The sequence below is a fragment of the Streptomyces sp. HUAS 31 genome, from assembly GCF_028198125.1.
GTDB classification, from domain to species: Bacteria; Actinomycetota; Actinomycetes; order Streptomycetales; family Streptomycetaceae; genus Streptomyces; species Streptomyces chartreusis.
This window is the reverse complement of record NZ_CP116353.1, coordinates 2,390,711-2,406,567: the sequence shown is the minus strand read 5'-3', so window position 1 is coordinate 2,406,567 and position 15,857 is coordinate 2,390,711. Positions and strand designations below refer to the sequence as shown.

The window sequence follows — 15,857 nt, the reverse complement described above, 5'->3', positions numbered from 1 at the left end:
GAAGGCATGACGGCCGAGCTGGTGCGGGGGCAGAACCACCCGCTCTCCCAGGCCCGTCTGGAGATCCGGGTCTCGGCCGGCACGCCGATCGTGGCCGCCGCCGCACTCGGCGACGAGCAGGGCAGGATCCACGGCGTCGAATGGGTGGCCCACCCGGGCGCCCCGACCCTGCCCGGCCTGGAGGTCTCCCGGCAGGCGGCCGCCGACCATCGCCTCGCGGTGGACCTGGACGCCATGCCGGAAGCCGTCCACCGTGTCAGTGTGCTGCTCGCCCTGCCGACCGGGGTCGGGGGTCCGACCAGCTTCGGCGCCGTCCCCGCCCCGTTCCTCGCGGTCACCGGCCTCGACGGCGCCGAGGTCGCCAGCTACACCGTCGCCGGCCTGGAGTCCGAGTCCGCCGTCGTCGCCCTGGAGCTCTACCGCCGCCAGGGCGCCTGGAAGGTGCGCGCCATCGGCCAGGGGTACGCCGGTGGCCTCGCCGACCTCTTCAACGACCAGGGCCTGGCCCAGGCCCACCAGCTCGCCGGCGGCATCAACGACGCGGTGGCCCAGGGCGTCGCCCGCTCGATCCCGGCGCCGCCGCGCCCGGACGGCGACCGTTCCCGGCAGGCCGCCGCACCCGCCGTCGGCCCGGACCAGTCCGGCCAGGCACAGCAGGGCACCTCCGGTGCCACGGCACCGCAGCCGACTTCGCCCTACGGCAACCAGACGCCCGGCCAGCCGACGCCTCCGCCGAACTCTCCGTACGGCACCACCGACCCCACCCAGCCGTCCGCCCCCACGTCCGGCGGACCCATCGACTACAGCCACCCGCGCCGGCAGAACGCGGCTCCGCCGCCGCCCCCGCCGACCGCGCCCCCGGCCCAGCCCGGCCAGCCCGCGCAGCCCGTCGCGGGCGACGCCACCGGCTGGTCCATGGAGGAGCGGCTGTACAACCAGGTGTGGGGCATGTTCGAGGACCTCGCCCGCACCACCGCCGCCTATCGCAGCGCGGTCGACTTCGCCGAATCGCGCATGGAGAAGGAACTCGACCAGGTCCTGTCGGACCCGCGCAGCCGGATCGGCGGACAGGGCGACGCCGCCCGTGAGGCGGCCCAGGCCAAGCACTCACAGCTCGTCAACCAGGCCAGGGCGACGCTCGACCGGGACCTCGCCCAGCTCAGCGCGGAGTCCCAGGTCGTCGAGCCCGCGCTGCCGCCCGCCTACGCCCGCTGGGACAACCCGGTCTGGCACGGCTACCGCGTACCGATGGAGATCCCCATGGCCCTGCGCCTGGGTGAGCTCCACCTGCCCGAGAGCGCCGAGCTGCGCATCCCGATGCTGGTCCGGCTGCCGCTGGAGCGCGGCCTGTGGATCGACAGCGGACGCAGCGGTTCGCTCGACGGCTCCTTCCACGACTCCCACGACCTGAGCCGCCTCGCGATGGAGACGGCGGTGGCGCACGCGGCCCGGCTGCTCGCCGTCTACCCGGCCGGTGAGTTCACCGTGCACGTCATCGACCCGGCCGGTTCGGGCGCCCAGGCGCTCGCACCCCTGGTGCAGACCGGTGTGCTCGCGGCTCCGCCCGCCGTGGGCGCGGCCGGAGTCGCGGACGTCCTCGCGCGCCTCACACAGCGCGTCGACCTGGTGCAGATGGCACTGCGCGCCGGTGCGCCCGACTCCCTGCCGCCCGGCTTCGACACCTCCCAGCAACTGCTGATCGTCAACGACTTCCCGCACGGCTTCGACGACCGGGCCGTGAACCAGCTGCGCTACCTCGCGGACGAGGGCCCCGCTGTCGGCGTGCACCTCATGATGGTCGCGGACCGCGAGGAGGCGGCCGGCTACGGCCCGCTGCTCGACCCGCTGTGGCGTGCCCTGCTGCGTCTGACGCCGGTGGCCGACGACCACCTCGCCGACCCGTGGGTGGGGCATGCCTGGACCTACGAGCCCTCGCTCGTGCCGCCCGGCAGCCAGGTCCTCCAGCAGGTGCTCACACAGGTCGCGGCAGCCCGGGCCAAGCACTGGTAAAAGGCTCCTGACCAGCCAACTTGATACTTCTTTTGCCAATCGCTTTACCTTTCCTTGGTGATTGGGGTACTGTTTGTCGCACGGAGGGGAGTACTCCCTGTCTGCTGCGACGTACCCGTCAATACGGATCCGGCCAGATCCCGGGGCGTCGGCCCATCGTGGGTGGAAGAGACCTCCGGCGCGCGACGACGCTGACATCTGCCGTTACGTACTGCCGGAGGCGCAGTGGAAGTTTCCACGACCCTATGGGTCTTGACCATCGTGGGCCTTGCCGCCCTGATCGCGGTCGATTTCTTCATCGGCCGAAAGCCGCACGACGTATCAATCAAGGAAGCCGGAATCTGGACGGTCGTCTGGATCGCGCTGGCGGGCCTCTTCGGGCTCGGCCTGCTGATCTTCGGCGGCGGACAGGCCGGTGGTGAGTTCTTCGCCGGCTTCATCACCGAGAAGTCGCTGAGCGTCGACAACCTCTTCGTCTTCGTTCTGATCATGGCGAAGTTCGCCGTGCCGTCCCAGTACCAGCAACGAGTGCTGCTGGTCGGTGTCCTCATCGCCCTGGTGCTGCGAGCGATATTCATCGCCGCCGGCGCCGCGATCCTCGCGAGCTTCGCGTGGGTGTTCTACATCTTCGGCGCCTTCTTGATCTGGACCGCCTGGAAGCTCATCCAGGAGGCCCGGTCCGGCGACGAGGAAGAGGAGTTCGAGGAGAACAAGCTGCTGAAGGCGGCCGAGCGCAGGTTCGGTGTCGCCGACCGCTACCACGGCACCAAGCTGTGGATCCGGGAGAACGGCAAGCGGGTCATGACCCCGATGCTGGTCGTGATGCTCGCGATCGGCACGACGGACGTGCTCTTCGCCCTGGACTCCATCCCGGCGATCTTCGGCCTGACGCAGGACCCGTACATCGTGTTCACGGCCAACGCGTTCGCGCTGATGGGTCTGCGACAGCTGTACTTCCTCATCGGCGGACTGCTGAAGAAGCTGGTCCACCTGAGCTACGGCCTGTCGATCATCCTCGGCTTCATCGGTGTGAAGCTGGTGCTGCACGCACTGCACGAGTCCGGGGTCCATGTCCCCGAGATCAGCATTCCGGTCTCGCTCGGCGTGATCTGCTCGGTCCTGATCGTCACCACGATCACCAGCCTGAGGGCCTCCAAGAAGCAGGCGGCGGCCGAGGCGGCGCAGGAGCGGAGCGATGGCGCTCCGAAGGACAGCATCGACGTCTGACCATGTCGGACGTAGGAAGAACCATCACCGGGAGTGGTGCTCAGCGAATTGCCGAGCACCGCTCCCGGTGCTTCTTTGGGTGCTGGATGTCCTCGCCGGGGGACACCACGGCCGGGGGTGGAGGCACCTGTGGACGCACCCATGAAGTTCGTACAGATCATCGACTTCGAGACCGAGCGCATCGACGAGATGCGGGAGCTGGCCCGAGAGACGGAACAGCGCTTCGCGGGCCGCGACGGCGGTCCCACACGGCGCCTCGTCATCAAGGACCGGGCCCAGGCCAACCGCTACCTCGTGGTGATCGAGTTCGACTCCCACGAGGACGCGATGCGCAACAGTGACGACCCCGAGACGACCAAGTTCGCGGAGCAGATGGCCGCGCTGTGCACGAGGCCGCCGTCCTTCACGGACTGCGACGTACAGGAGATGACCGATTTCGCGTAGCGACATAAGAAGCACAGGCGCCCCGCACCCCGAGGGCGCGGGGCCGCCCGACCACCGTCCTGACAACCACACGGACCAGAATGCGAACCCTCAACCCCTCTGCGACGATCGCTCCATGATCGATCGGCTCAGGTCGCTCGCGACGGGCTGGACGTACTTCGTCCCGGTGCTCGCGGTCGTCCTGCTGGCCTTCACCTGGGGACGGGACCTGCCCGGCGCGGTCGTCGCAGTCGTGACGCTGGTCCTCGCGGGTGCCGTCCTGGCCGCCGTTCACCACGCCGAAGTGGTCGCGCACCGCGTCGGCGAACCCTTCGGTTCCCTCGTCCTCGCCGTCGCCGTCACGATCATCGAGGTCGCCCTGATCGTGACCCTGATGGTCGACGGAGGCGACAAGAGCGCCACCCTTGCCCGCGACACGGTCTTCGCGGCCGTGATGATCACCTGCAACGGCATCGTCGGCCTGTGCCTGCTCGTAGCCTCGCTGCGGCACCGCACGGCCGTCTTCAACCCCGAGGGCACCGGCGCCGCCCTGGCGACCGTCGCCACCCTGGCCACGCTCAGCCTGGTGCTGCCGACGTTCACCACGAGCAAGCCCGGCCCGGAGTTCTCCACGGTGCAGCTGACGTTCGCCGCGGTCTCCTCACTGATCCTGTACGGCCTCTTCGTGACGACACAGACCGTCCGGCATCGCGACTACTTCCTCCCCATCACCCGGCAGGGCGACGTGATCGACGGTGACGACCACGCCGACGCGCCCTCCGCGCGCACGGCGATGGTGAGCCTGGGGCTGCTGGGTCTCGCCCTGATCGGCGTGGTCGGTCTGGCCAAGGGGGTGTCGCCGACCATCGAGGACGGAGTGGCCGCCGCCGACCTGCCCCATGCCGCCGTCGGCGTGGTCATCGCCCTGCTGGTGCTGCTCCCGGAGACGATCGCCGCGTTGCGCTCCGCCCGCCGTGACCGTGTGCAGACCAGTCTCAATCTCGCGCTCGGCTCGGCGATGGCCAGCATCGGACTGACCATCCCGGCGGTCGCCCTGGCCTCCGTCTGGCTCACGGGCCCGCTCGTCCTCGGCCTCGGCCCCACCCATATGGTGCTGCTCGCCCTGACGGTGGTGGTGAGCTCGCTGACGGTCGTACCGGGGCGGGCGACGCCGCTCCAGGGCGGCGTCCACCTGGTGCTGTTCGCGGCCTACCTGGAGCTCGCGATCAATCCGTGAACCCGCCCCGACTGCGGAGCCCGTCACCCGGTGGCGGGCTCCGCAGCCGAGGCAGGCACCGGACGCGTCTCCGGCAGCAGCGTGAAGCACCACAGACTCAGCAGCGCGACCCCGGTCAGATACGCCCCCACACCCCACGGCACCCGCCCGTCGCTCTGCTCGACGAGCGCCGTCGCCACGATCGGCGTGAGCGCGCCCCCGATCACCCCGCCGAGGTTGTAGCCCACCGCGGCGCCCGTGCAGCGCACCCGGGGCTCGTACAGCTCCGGCAGATACGCGGCGATCACGGCGAACATCGTGATGAAGGCGAGCATCGCCCCGAGGAAGCCCAGGAACATCAGCAGCGGCTGACCCGTGGCGAGCAGCGCGACCAGCGGGAACATCCACAGCGCGGACGCCGTGCACCCGATGAGGCACAGCGGCCGACGTCCGTACCGGTCGCCGAGGATCGCCACCAGCGGTGTCAGCGAGCCCTTCACCACCACCGCGGCCATGATGCACGTCAGCATGACGCCACGGCTCACACCGAGCCGCTCGGTGGCGTACGCGAGGGACCAGGTCGTCACGGCGTAGAAGATCGCGTACCCGATCGCGAGCGCGCCCGCCGTCAGCAGAACGAGCCGCCAGTGGTCGCGCGCGACCTCGGTGAGTGGCACGCGCGCGTGGTCGTCGATCTCCAGGAACCGGGGACTCTCGGCGAGCGACGACCGCAGCCACAGCCCCACCAGCGCGAGCACCCCCGCGGCCCAGAACGGCACACGCCAGCCCCACGAGGCGAACTGCGCGTCGGACAGCGTCGCCGACAGGCCCAGCACCACACCGTTGGCGAGCAGGAAACCCAGCGCGGGCCCGACCTGCGGAAAGCTCGACCACAGACCCCGGCGGCCGGGCGGCGCGTGCTCGACGGTCAGCAGGACGGCCCCGCCCCACTCGCCGCCGAGCCCCAGTCCCTGGAGGAAACGCAGCACGAGCAGCAGCAGGGGAGCTGCCACACCGATCGTCTCGTATGTCGGTACGCAGCCGACCGCGACCGTGGACGCCCCCGTCAGCAGCAGTGAGGCGACCAGGACCGGCCGGCGCCCGCGGCGGTCCCCGATGTGCCCGAACAACACCGATCCCAGGGGCCGTGCCACGAAGCCCACCCCGAACGTGGCGAACGCGGCCAGGGTTCCCGCCACCGGCGAGAACGTCGGGAAGAACAGCGGCCCGAGGACCAGCGCCGCCGCGGTTCCGTAGACGAAGAAGTCGTAGAACTCGATGGCCGTCCCGGCGAGCGAGGCGGCCGCGAGCCGCAGCATGGACGGGGGTGCCTTAACTGTGCGTGCATCGTGCATGCTGCGTCAACTACCCACCGTGATCGGCGGTTACGGGGGCGTGCGGGCGCGCTGGGGTTTCGTCAGTACGTGGCGGTGATGCGCCGGGCGGGGCCGTCGACGCGGACGGTGCCGCCGTAGGGGATCACGAGTTGTGGATCGGTGTGGCCGAAGTCCACGTCGAAGACGATGGTGGTGTTCGGGGCATACATACGCATGGCCCGCAGCACGGCCTCACCCTGATCCGCGGCGTAACGAGCAGCCTCCTCCGGGCCGTTGGGGCGCTCGAAGGACCAGGTCTTCGCCCGGCCCATCAGGAGCGCGGAGAAGCGCTGGAGCAGCCCGCGCTCACCCATGTTGCGCAGGGTCCAGAAGACCTCGGAAGCGCTCGGCATCTCCTCCGACGTCTCCAGCAGCAGCACCCCGCCGTCGTACTCCGAGAGGTCGCGCGCGATCTCCCGGTCGGCCATGAGCAGCCAGCCGACGATCTCCAGGCAGCCGCCCCAGGTACGGCCCTCCACCACCCGGTCGGCGTTCACCCAGGTCCAGCCGGCGCCGGGCCGTGTCTCCGGCTCCGCGTCGAAGGTCGCGGGGTCGGCCCAGTCGCGGTTGATGTCGTTCCAGCGTTCGGCGGGCCCGAGTTCGTACTCGCCGGAGGTGAACAGCGCGGCCCGCAGCGAGTCGGCGGTCTGCGGGTGCATCGCGCCCGGACGGCCCAGCTCGCACATCACGGTGGCGCCGTGATAACCGACGATCCCGGTGTTGCGCAGGAACATCAGCAGGTTCGTGTTGTCGCTCATCCCGAAGAACGGCTTCGGGTTCGCCCGGATCAACTCCCGGTCCAGCAACGGCAGCACGGTGATCTGGTCGTCGCCGCCGATCGAGGCGATGACCGCCTTGATGCCGGGGTCGGCGAAGGCGGCGTGGATGTCGTCGGCCCGTTCCTGCGGCGTCGCGCCCATTTTGCGGGTCGTCGGATACTCGACCGGCTCGAGCCCGTACTCCTCGCGCAGCCGCTCCAGGCCCAGTTCGAAGGGCAGCGGGAACAGCCCGGGGAGGCCCGCGGCGGCCGAGACGACGGCGACGCGGTCGCCCGGGGAGGGCTTGGCAGGGTACGAGATCGTGGTCATGTCCGGAGGGTAGGGCGCGATGCGTGCTCGGTGCATCGTGATAAACCGGGGTCTGAGCAGCGGTCATCGACGCACCGCCGCACTTCGAACGGACCGGAGGAACCGTGCCCCGCACCCTGGCCAACGCCCCGATCATGATCCTCAACGGCCCCAACCTGAACCTGCTCGGCCAGCGCCAGCCGGAGATCTACGGCTCCGAGACCCTGGCCGATGTCGAGGCCCTGTGCGCCAAGGCGGCTGCCGCGCACGGCGGCACGATCGACCTCCGGCAGTCCAATCACGAGGGCGAGCTGGTCGACTGGATCCATGAGGCACGGCTGAACCACTGCGGGATCGTCATCAACCCCGGCGCCTACTCGCACACCTCCGTGGCGATCCTGGATGCGCTCAACACCTGCGATGGCATTCCTGTATTGGAGGTCCACATCTCCAACATCCACAAGCGCGAGTCCTTCCGGCACCACTCCTACGTCTCACTGCGCGCGGACGGGGTCATCGCCGGGTGCGGTGTGCAGGGTTATGTGTTCGGCGTGGAGCGGGTCGCGGCGCTGGTGGGGGCGGGACAGGCGAACACCTGACGCGGCCGGCCCGCGGACACGGGAAGGCGCGGATGTCCCGAGAGGTCCCGCGGACGCGGGAGGCGCAGATGTAAGGACCGCCCGCCGTAGCGGTGCAGTCCTTACAGCCGCCCGGCCTCCACGATGCGTCGCAGGAAGCGCTGAGTGCGCTCCTGCTGCGGATCACCGAAGATCTGCTCGGCCGTGCCGCGCTCCAGCACCACGCCTCCGTCCAGAAAGCAAACCTGGTCGGCGACCTCTCGGGCGAACCCCATCTCGTGCGTGGCCAGCACCATCGTCATCCCGTCCGCCTTCAAGTCACGGACGACGGCGAGGACTTCACCCACCAACTCGGGGTCGAGAGCGGCGGTGATCTCGTCGAGCAGCAGCAGCCGCGGACGTACGGCCAACGCGCGGACGATCGCGACCCGCTGCTGCTGGCCGCCGCTCAGCCGGTCCGGGTACTCGCCTGCCTTCTCGGCGAGCCCCAGCCGCTCCAGCAGCTCACGCGCGTGTGCCTCGGCCTCGGCACGGGACTGCCCGTGCACCCGGCGCGGGGCGAGGGTGATGTTCTCCAGGACCGTCATGTGCGGGAAGAGGTTGTACGCCTGGAACACCACGCCGATACGGCGGCGTACGGCGTCCTGGTCGACGCGTGGGTCGGTGATCTCCTCGCCGTCCAGCCAGATCGCGCCGTCGTCGATCTCCTCCAGCAGGTTCGCGCACCGCAGCAGCGTGGACTTGCCGGAGCCGGAGGCGCCGATCAGCGCGGTCACCGTGTGCGGGGCGACCTCCAGGTCGACGTCCCGCAGCACCACCGAGCCGCCGAAGGTCTTGCGGACGGACTCCATGCGCAGCACGGGTGCGTCGCTCACGGTTGCGTCGCTCACAGAGCACCTCCTTGGGCGCGCCGGCGGTCCATGCGCGCCGTCACCCAGTCCGTGAAGCGCGTCATCGGAATGGTCAGCGCCACGAAGATCAGGCCGGCGACGATGTAGGGCGTGTAGTTGAGGCTGCGGCCCACGATGATGTCCGCGGCCCGTACGGCGTCCACCGCACCGCCGATCGACACCAGCCCGGTGTCCTTCTGCAACGACACCAGGTCGTTCAGCAGCGGCGGCACCTGACGGCGTACCGCCTGGGGCAGCACCACGTGCCGCAGTGCCTGCCGGTTGGTGAGACCGAGCGAGCGTGCCGCGGCGCGCTGCGAGGGGTGCACGGACTCGATGCCCGCGCGGAACACCTCGGCCACGTATGCCGAATACGTCAGGGTGAGGGCGGTACCGCCCAGCAGCACCGGATCGACGGTCACGCCCTGGAGCCGCAGCGCGGGGACGCCGAGGACGACGATCATGAGGTTAATGATGAGCGGGAGGCCCCGGAAGAAGTCCGTGTAGGCGGCGGCCAGCACGCGCAGCGGGAAGAACACCGGGCCGCGCAGCGTGCGTGCGACGGCGATGAGCATTCCGAGGACCAGCACGCAGGCGCCGCAGATCAGCAGCAGCCGGACGTTGAGCCACAGCCCTTCGAGCACCTTGGGGAACGCCTCGCGCGCGTACTCCTGGTCGAAGAACGTCTCCTTGGTGCGCGGCCAGCCCGGCGCGTTGACCACGACCAGGTAGAGGACGACACCGGTGACCAGGGTGGAGAGGGCGCCGATGGCGGTGGCACGGCGGGCCCGGGCCCGCTTGTGGCGCTCGCGGTCGAGCCGCCGCTGCGAGGGGACGTAGTCGTCACCCGCGCCGGACATGCCGCCGTCGCCGTCCGCTCCCTCCTGGCCGGACTCCTCCTTGGTGACCGTCACTTGAGCACCGGGGCATCGACGGCGTCGGACAGCCACCGCTGCTCGAGCCTGTCCAGGGTGCCGTCCTTGCGCAGGGCGTCCACCGCGTCCGTGACACACGGGGTCAGCGCGCTGCCCTTGTCGAGCACGAGCCCGAACTGCTCGGGCCTACCGCCCTGGTTCTCGAACTGGCCGACGATCGTCGCGTCCGTCACCTCGGCCGCGGTGATGTAGAAGGCGGTCGGCAGGTCGACCACGATGGCGTCCACCTGCCCGTTCTTCAGCGCCGACTTGGCCTGGTCGTTCTTGGCGTACGCGGCGGCGTCCTGGGTCGGCTTCACCACGTCGTCGATGTAGTCGAGGCTCGTGGTCCCGACCTGCGCGCCCAGCTTGAGGCCCTTCAGGTCGGCGACGCTCTTAGCCTTGGCCGCCTTGCTGTCCTTCAGCGCGATGACGGCCTGGCGGACGTCGTAGTAACCGGACGAGAAGTCCACGGCCTTCTTGCGCTCGTCGCTGATCGACACCTGGTTGATGTCGAAGTCGAAGGTCTTCTCGCCGGGCGCGAAAGCCTTGTTGAACGGGACGCTCTGCCAGACGACCGCGCTCTTGTCGTAGCCGAGCTGTTTCGCCACGGCGTACGCGACCGCCGACTCGAAGCCCTCACCGCCCGCGGGCTTGTCGTCCTTGAACCAGGGCTCGTACGCGGGCTCGTCGGTGGCGACGGTCAGCTTGCCGGAGGCCTTCGTGGCCAACTTGCCCTTGGCGCAGGTGTTCCCGGCCGCACCCGACGGCGCGTCGGCGGCCTTCTCGTCCGGCTGCGGAGCACAGCCGAGAGCGGTGGCGAGCAGGGCGGTCGTTGCGAAGGCGACGGCGCGGCGCAGCGCGCGAGGGGCAGGGTGCATGGCGCGAGATTGACAGTACATCGTCGACTTTGTCGAGGTCACGACGGTGAATGTCCGCATATTGGGAACGGGTGTTGCGGTCCTGTGAACACTCGCGCGAGAGACCGCCGGGGCCGCCGGTCGAGGGCGGGGATTGAGAGACCGGCGGCCCTTTCCGCTCAGGAGCCGTCATCCTTCGCGGGGCTGCTTCCAGTTGACTGCGCAACAACGCGCGCCGGGAGCGCGCGCATGACACCAGAGTGTGTGAACGCTTCACACGGGGCGCGTGCGCGGGGCGCGCGGTGATTGGTCCCGCGCTCCTACTCGTTCAAAGGCCCCACGCCTGCACCCGGTTCGGGCTCACCAACCGCGCGCGTGCCACTCCGGCAGATGCGGCCGCTCGGCGCCCAGCGTCGTGTCGTTGCCGTGCCCGGGGTAGACCCACGTCTCGTCGGGCAGCGTGCCGAAGATCTTCGTCTCGACGTCGTGGATCAGGCTGGCGAACGCCTTCGGATCCTTGCGTGTGTTGCCCACGCCGCCGGGGAAGAGGCAGTCGCCGGTGAAGACGTGCGGATGCCCGTGCGGGTCGTCGTAGACCAGGGCGATCGAACCCGGCGTGTGCCCCACCAGGTGGCGCGCGGTGAGCTCCACGCGCCCCACTCGGATGGTGTCGCCGTCGTCGACCAGGACGTCGGTCGGCACCGGAATGCCGTCGGCGTCGTCCCGGCCGGCGTACGTGCGAGCGCCGGTGCCCTCGACGACCGCGGCGAGCGCCTGCCAGTGGTCGCCGTGCTGGTGCGTGGTGACGACGGACGCGATGCCGTCGTCCCCGATCATGCCGAGCAGCGTGTCCGCGTCGTTGGCGGCGTCGATCAGCAACTGCTCGTCCGTGGCCCGGCAGCGCAGCAGATAGGCGTTGTTGTCCATCGGGCCGACCGCGATCTTGGTGATCATCAGGTCCTTGAGCTCATGCACGTCGGCGGGGCCACCGACCGTCACCTGTCCGCTGTACGTCATGGCGGCAGCCTATAGCGGCCGGGCGGCCGGTGGCCCCCAGGCGCTGCGGCGGCGAAAGCGTTGGCGGAGCGGCCGGTGGCCCCCGGCACTACAGCGGCGGAAGCGCCGGCAGCGCGCCGCCCTCCGCGCTCAGCCCGGCCCCGTCGCGGCGCCCGGCGAGCCAACCGAGCAGGCCGGGCGCGGTGCCCCGGACGGTGACCTCGGCGGCGTCCGCCTCCCGGCCCGTGCTCCACGCGCGCGTACCGTCCGTGAGCCGGGTCGGCGGAACGTCGGCGTGCCCGGAGAACCGGTCCGCGAGGAAGTCGATCTCCCGCTCCACGAATTCCGCCGGGAGGTCCTCCAGCTCGTATCCGATCCCGAGATCGACGTGGTGCAGCTCCACCTCGACCCACCGCCGGAACGGCACCCTGGCCGCCGCGTCGGTGACGCCGTTGCGCAGCTCCACCGTGCGCGCCCAGTCCGCGGGCACGGCGCCCGCCTCCTGGAAGCGGCTGCCGCTCTCGCGCACGTCCGTGAGCTGGACGTCGAGGGGGCGCGGGGCGTCGCGCTCGATGTCGGCGTCCCGGGCGGTGGCGGAGACGTACATGGGACGCCCTTGAAGGACGTTCACGAGGGCGTCCGCGTTACGGGCGATGTGTGCGAGGACGTGGCCGCGGCTCCAGCCGGGGAGCCGTGACGCCTCGGCCACTGACGCGTTGTCCAGTTTTGCCGCTGCGGTGAGCAGCCGATCGGTCGCTTCACGTACAGACACCAGGTCACGAGCGTGATCAATCATGGTGCTGACATTAGCCCCGCCACACCTTTGGGTGAAGGTGGTGAACGAGTGCCGTAAATCGAATGCGCGTGCTATAGGGTCGGTCGTGGCGTCGGGCATGCTGGATGGTCGGGGATTGTTGACGCATCCGGGAATCGGACCGGCGTTGTCAGTGGCGCCCCCTAGTCTGAGAAAGCACGGGGGACTCGAGTCCGAGAACACACGGGGGCCTCGCCTTCGTGTCACTTCTCTCAAGAAAGGTGCGGACCGGCGTGGCCGACCGTCTCATCGTCCGTGGCGCGCGCGAGCACAATCTGAAGAATGTCTCGCTCGACCTGCCACGCGACTCGCTCATCGTCTTCACGGGCCTGTCGGGGTCGGGCAAGTCCTCGCTGGCCTTCGACACCATCTTCGCCGAGGGACAGCGGCGCTACGTGGAGTCGCTGTCGTCGTACGCCCGGCAGTTCCTCGGCCAGATGGACAAGCCGGACGTCGACTTCATCGAGGGTCTGTCCCCGGCCGTCTCCATCGATCAGAAGTCGACCTCGCGCAACCCGCGCTCGACGGTCGGCACCATCACCGAGGTCTACGACTACCTGCGGCTGCTCTTCGCGCGCATCGGCAAGCCGCACTGTCCCGAGTGCGGCCGGCCGATCTCCCGCCAGTCGCCGCAGGCCATCGTCGACAGGGTCCTGGAGCTGCCGGAGGGGAGTCGCTTCCAGGTGCTGTCGCCGCTGGTGCGCGAGCGCAAGGGCGAGTTCGTCGACCTCTTCGCAGACCTCCAGACCAAGGGCTACTCCCGCGCGCGCGTGGACGGCGAGACGATCCAGCTGTCCAGCCCGCCCACGCTGAAGAAGCAGGAGAAGCACACCATCGAGGTGGTCGTCGACCGCCTCACGGTGAAGGACTCCGCCAAGCGCCGGCTCACCGACTCCGTGGAGACCGCCCTCGGGCTCTCCGGCGGCATGGTCGTGCTCGACTTCGTCGACCTTCCCGAGGACGACCCCGAGCGCGAGCGCATGTACTCGGAGCACCTGTACTGCCCGTACGACGACCTCTCCTTCGAGGAGCTGGAGCCGCGCTCCTTCTCCTTCAACTCGCCGTTCGGCGCCTGCCCCGAGTGCACCGGCATCGGCACGCGCATGGAGGTCGACCCCGAGCTGATCGTCCCGGACGAGGACAAGTCCCTCGACGAGGGCGCCATCCACCCCTGGTCGCACGGCCACACCAAGGACTACTTCGGCCGGCTGATCGGTGCCCTGGCGGACGCGCTCGGCTTCCGGACCGACATCCCCTTCGCGGGCCTGCCGCAGCGCGCCAAGAAGGCCCTGTTGCACGGCCACAAGACGCAGATCGAGGTCCGCTACCGCAACAGGTACGGCCGCGAGCGCGTCTACACCACGCCGTTCGAAGGGGCCGTCCCCTTCGTCAAGCGCCGGCACAGCGAGGCCGAGAGCGACGCCAGCCGTGAGCGCTTCGAGGGCTACATGCGCGAGGTGCCCTGCCCCACCTGTGAGGGCACGCGACTGAAGCCGATCGTCCTCGCGGTCACGATCATGGAGAAGTCGATCGCCGAGGTCTCCGCGATGTCGATCAGCGACTGCGCGGAGTTCCTGGGCGAACTGAAGCTCAACGCCCGCGACAAGAAGATCGCCGAGCGCGTGCTGAAGGAGGTCAACGAACGACTGCGGTTCCTGGTCGACGTCGGCCTGGACTACCTCTCGCTGAACCGCGCGGCCGGCACGCTCTCCGGCGGCGAGGCCCAGCGCATCCGCCTGGCCACCCAGATCGGCTCCGGACTCGTAGGCGTGCTGTACGTCCTCGACGAGCCGTCCATCGGTCTGCACCAGCGCGACAACCACCGGCTGATCGAGACCCTCGTCCGGCTCCGGGACATGGGCAACACGCTCATCGTCGTCGAGCACGACGAGGACACCATCAAGACCGCCGACTGGATCGTCGACATCGGCCCCGGCGCCGGTGAGCACGGCGGCAAGGTCGTGCACAGCGGCTCCCTGAAGGAACTGCTCGCCAACGCCGAGTCGCAGACCGGCCTGTACCTGGCCGGCAAGAAGGCGATCCCGGTGCCCGACATCCGGCGCCCGCACGACCCGTCCAGGCTGCTCACGGTGCACGGTGCCCGGGAGAACAACCTCCAGGACATCGACGTCTCGTTCCCGCTGGGCGTGTTCACGGCCGTCACGGGCGTGTCCGGCTCCGGCAAGTCGACGCTGGTCAACGACATCCTGTACACGCACCTGGCCCGCGAGCTAAACGGCGCCCGGAACGTCCCGGGGCGGCACACGCGCGTGGACGGCGACGACCTCGTCGACAAGGTCGTGCACGTCGACCAGTCGCCCATCGGCCGCACCCCGCGCTCGAACCCGGCGACGTACACCGGTGTCTTCGATCACATCCGCAGGCTGTTCGCCGAGACCACCGAGGCGAAGGTCCGGGGCTACCAGCCCGGCCGCTTCTCCTTCAACGTCAAGGGCGGGCGCTGCGAGAACTGCGCGGGCGACGGCACCATCAAGATCGAGATGAACTTCCTCCCGGACGTGTACGTCCCGTGCGAGGTCTGCCACGGCGCCCGGTACAACCGGGAGACCCTGGAGGTCCACTACAAGGGCAAGTCCATCTCCGAGGTCCTGAACATGCCGATCGAAGAGGCGATGGACTTCTTCGAGGCCGTCCCGGCGATCAACCGCCACCTGAAGACGCTGAACGACGTCGGTCTCGGCTACGTCCGGCTCGGCCAGTCCGCGACGACCCTGTCCGGCGGTGAGGCGCAGCGCGTGAAGCTCGCGAGCGAGCTCCAGAAGCGCTCCACCGGCCGCACGGTCTACGTCCTCGACGAGCCGACCACCGGTCTGCATTTCGAGGACATCAGCAAGCTGCTGAAGGTCCTCTCCGGGCTGGTCGACAAGGGCAACACGGTCATCGTCATCGAGCACAACCTCGACGTGATCAAGACCGCCGACTGGCTCGTGGACATGGGCCCCGAGGGCGGCGCCGGCGGTGGCCTGGTCATCGCCGAGGGCACGCCCGAGGAGGTCGCCGCGGTGCCCGCCAGCCACACCGGCAAGTTCCTGCGCGAGGTCCTCGGCGCCGACCGCATCAGCGACGCGGCCTCTGTGAAGGCCCCGCGCAAGGCGGCGGCCAAGAAGACGGTCGCGGCGAGGACGGCGGCGAAGAAGACGGCGACGGCGAGGACCACGAAGGCGGCCAACAACAAGGCCACCGACAAGGCGACCGGCGCAACCAAGAAGGCTGCCGCCACGAAGAAGGCGACCCCCGCGAAGAAGACGACGCGGGCCCGCAAGGCCTGAGCCAGGCGAGCGACGAGTCCGAAGAAATACCGAAACGGGCGGGGGGGCCCCCCGGCCCCCCCCCCCCGCCCCCCCCCGGGGGAAAGCCCCCCCCCCCCCCCCCCCCCCCACACAAAAACCCCCCCCCCCCCCCCCCCCCCCCCCCCCCCCCCCCCCGCCCCCCCCCCCCCCCCCCCCCCGCGGGAACCCCCCGCGG

The 15,857-nt window shown here is 69.9% G+C and carries 13 protein-coding genes; 6 read left to right on the top strand and 7 right to left on the bottom strand.

The features are described from left to right. Positions 1–6 precede the first annotated feature (6 nt). The 4 genes from PGH47_RS10590 (at position 7) to PGH47_RS10575 (ending at position 4,897) form a co-directional block, all read left to right on the top strand. Positions 7–2,010 (top strand): TerD family protein, encoded by a 2,004-nt coding sequence (locus tag PGH47_RS10590; RefSeq protein ID WP_271663208.1) that lies wholly within the window; start codon positions 7–9, stop codon positions 2,008–2,010. Positions 2,011–2,235: 225 nt separating this feature from the next. Continuing rightward, the gene (locus PGH47_RS10585; protein WP_030967239.1) at positions 2,236–3,237 is read left to right on the top strand and encodes a TerC/Alx family metal homeostasis membrane protein; all 1,002 of its coding nucleotides are present in this window, start codon (positions 2,236–2,238) and stop codon (positions 3,235–3,237) included. A gap of 141 nt (positions 3,238–3,378) precedes the next feature. Further along, positions 3,379–3,681, top strand: a complete 303-nt coding sequence (locus PGH47_RS10580) for a hypothetical protein (RefSeq protein ID WP_030967238.1) — start codon at positions 3,379–3,381, stop codon at positions 3,679–3,681. A gap of 115 nt (positions 3,682–3,796) precedes the next feature. Continuing rightward, on the top strand, positions 3,797–4,897 hold the full coding sequence (locus tag PGH47_RS10575) for a calcium:proton antiporter (RefSeq protein WP_271663207.1): 1,101 nt from the start codon (positions 3,797–3,799) through the stop codon (positions 4,895–4,897). A 23-nt stretch (positions 4,898–4,920) separates the two neighbouring features. On the opposite strand, the gene PGH47_RS10570 is transcribed toward PGH47_RS10575, so the two are convergent. Together PGH47_RS10570 and PGH47_RS10565 are read right to left on the bottom strand one after the other, a co-directional pair. Further along, positions 4,921–6,195, bottom strand: coding sequence for an MFS transporter (locus PGH47_RS10570; protein WP_271663206.1), 1,275 nt, complete (start codon positions 6,193–6,195; stop codon positions 4,921–4,923). Positions 6,196–6,293: 98 nt separating this feature from the next. Further along, on the bottom strand, positions 6,294–7,340 hold the full coding sequence (locus PGH47_RS10565) for a S66 family peptidase (RefSeq protein ID WP_271663205.1): 1,047 nt from the start codon (positions 7,338–7,340) through the stop codon (positions 6,294–6,296). Positions 7,341–7,444: 104 nt separating this feature from the next. Between PGH47_RS10565 and aroQ the strand changes: the two genes are divergently transcribed. Then, the gene (gene aroQ / locus PGH47_RS10560) at positions 7,445–7,918 is read left to right on the top strand and encodes a type II 3-dehydroquinate dehydratase (protein WP_030967234.1); all 474 of its coding nucleotides are present in this window, start codon (positions 7,445–7,447) and stop codon (positions 7,916–7,918) included. Positions 7,919–8,019: 101 nt separating this feature from the next. Here the strand turns inward: aroQ and PGH47_RS10555 are convergent, their stop codons facing one another. From PGH47_RS10555 to PGH47_RS10535, 5 genes are all read right to left on the bottom strand, one after another. Next, positions 8,020–8,748, bottom strand: coding sequence for an amino acid ABC transporter ATP-binding protein (locus PGH47_RS10555; RefSeq protein ID WP_271668023.1), 729 nt, complete (start codon positions 8,746–8,748; stop codon positions 8,020–8,022). 35 nt (positions 8,749–8,783) lie between these two features. Further along, positions 8,784–9,701 (bottom strand): amino acid ABC transporter permease, encoded by a 918-nt coding sequence (locus PGH47_RS10550; RefSeq protein WP_271663204.1) that lies wholly within the window; start codon positions 9,699–9,701, stop codon positions 8,784–8,786. Then, positions 9,698–10,582, bottom strand: coding sequence for an ABC transporter substrate-binding protein (locus PGH47_RS10545; RefSeq protein WP_271663203.1), 885 nt, complete (start codon positions 10,580–10,582; stop codon positions 9,698–9,700). The genes PGH47_RS10550 and PGH47_RS10545 overlap by 4 nt, the downstream gene beginning before the upstream one ends. 339 nt (positions 10,583–10,921) lie before the next feature. Beyond that, positions 10,922–11,578, bottom strand: coding sequence for an MBL fold metallo-hydrolase (locus PGH47_RS10540; RefSeq protein ID WP_093745612.1), 657 nt, complete (start codon positions 11,576–11,578; stop codon positions 10,922–10,924). A gap of 88 nt (positions 11,579–11,666) precedes the next feature. Next, on the bottom strand, positions 11,667–12,353 hold the full coding sequence (locus PGH47_RS10535; RefSeq protein WP_271663202.1) for a maleylpyruvate isomerase family mycothiol-dependent enzyme: 687 nt from the start codon (positions 12,351–12,353) through the stop codon (positions 11,667–11,669). 251 nt (positions 12,354–12,604) lie between these two features. Between PGH47_RS10535 and uvrA the strand changes: the two genes are divergently transcribed. After that, a complete protein-coding gene (uvrA, locus tag PGH47_RS10530) occupies positions 12,605–15,661 on the top strand; it encodes an excinuclease ABC subunit UvrA (RefSeq protein WP_271663201.1) in 3,057 nt (1,018 codons plus the stop codon). The last annotated feature ends 196 nt before the right edge of the window (positions 15,662–15,857 follow it).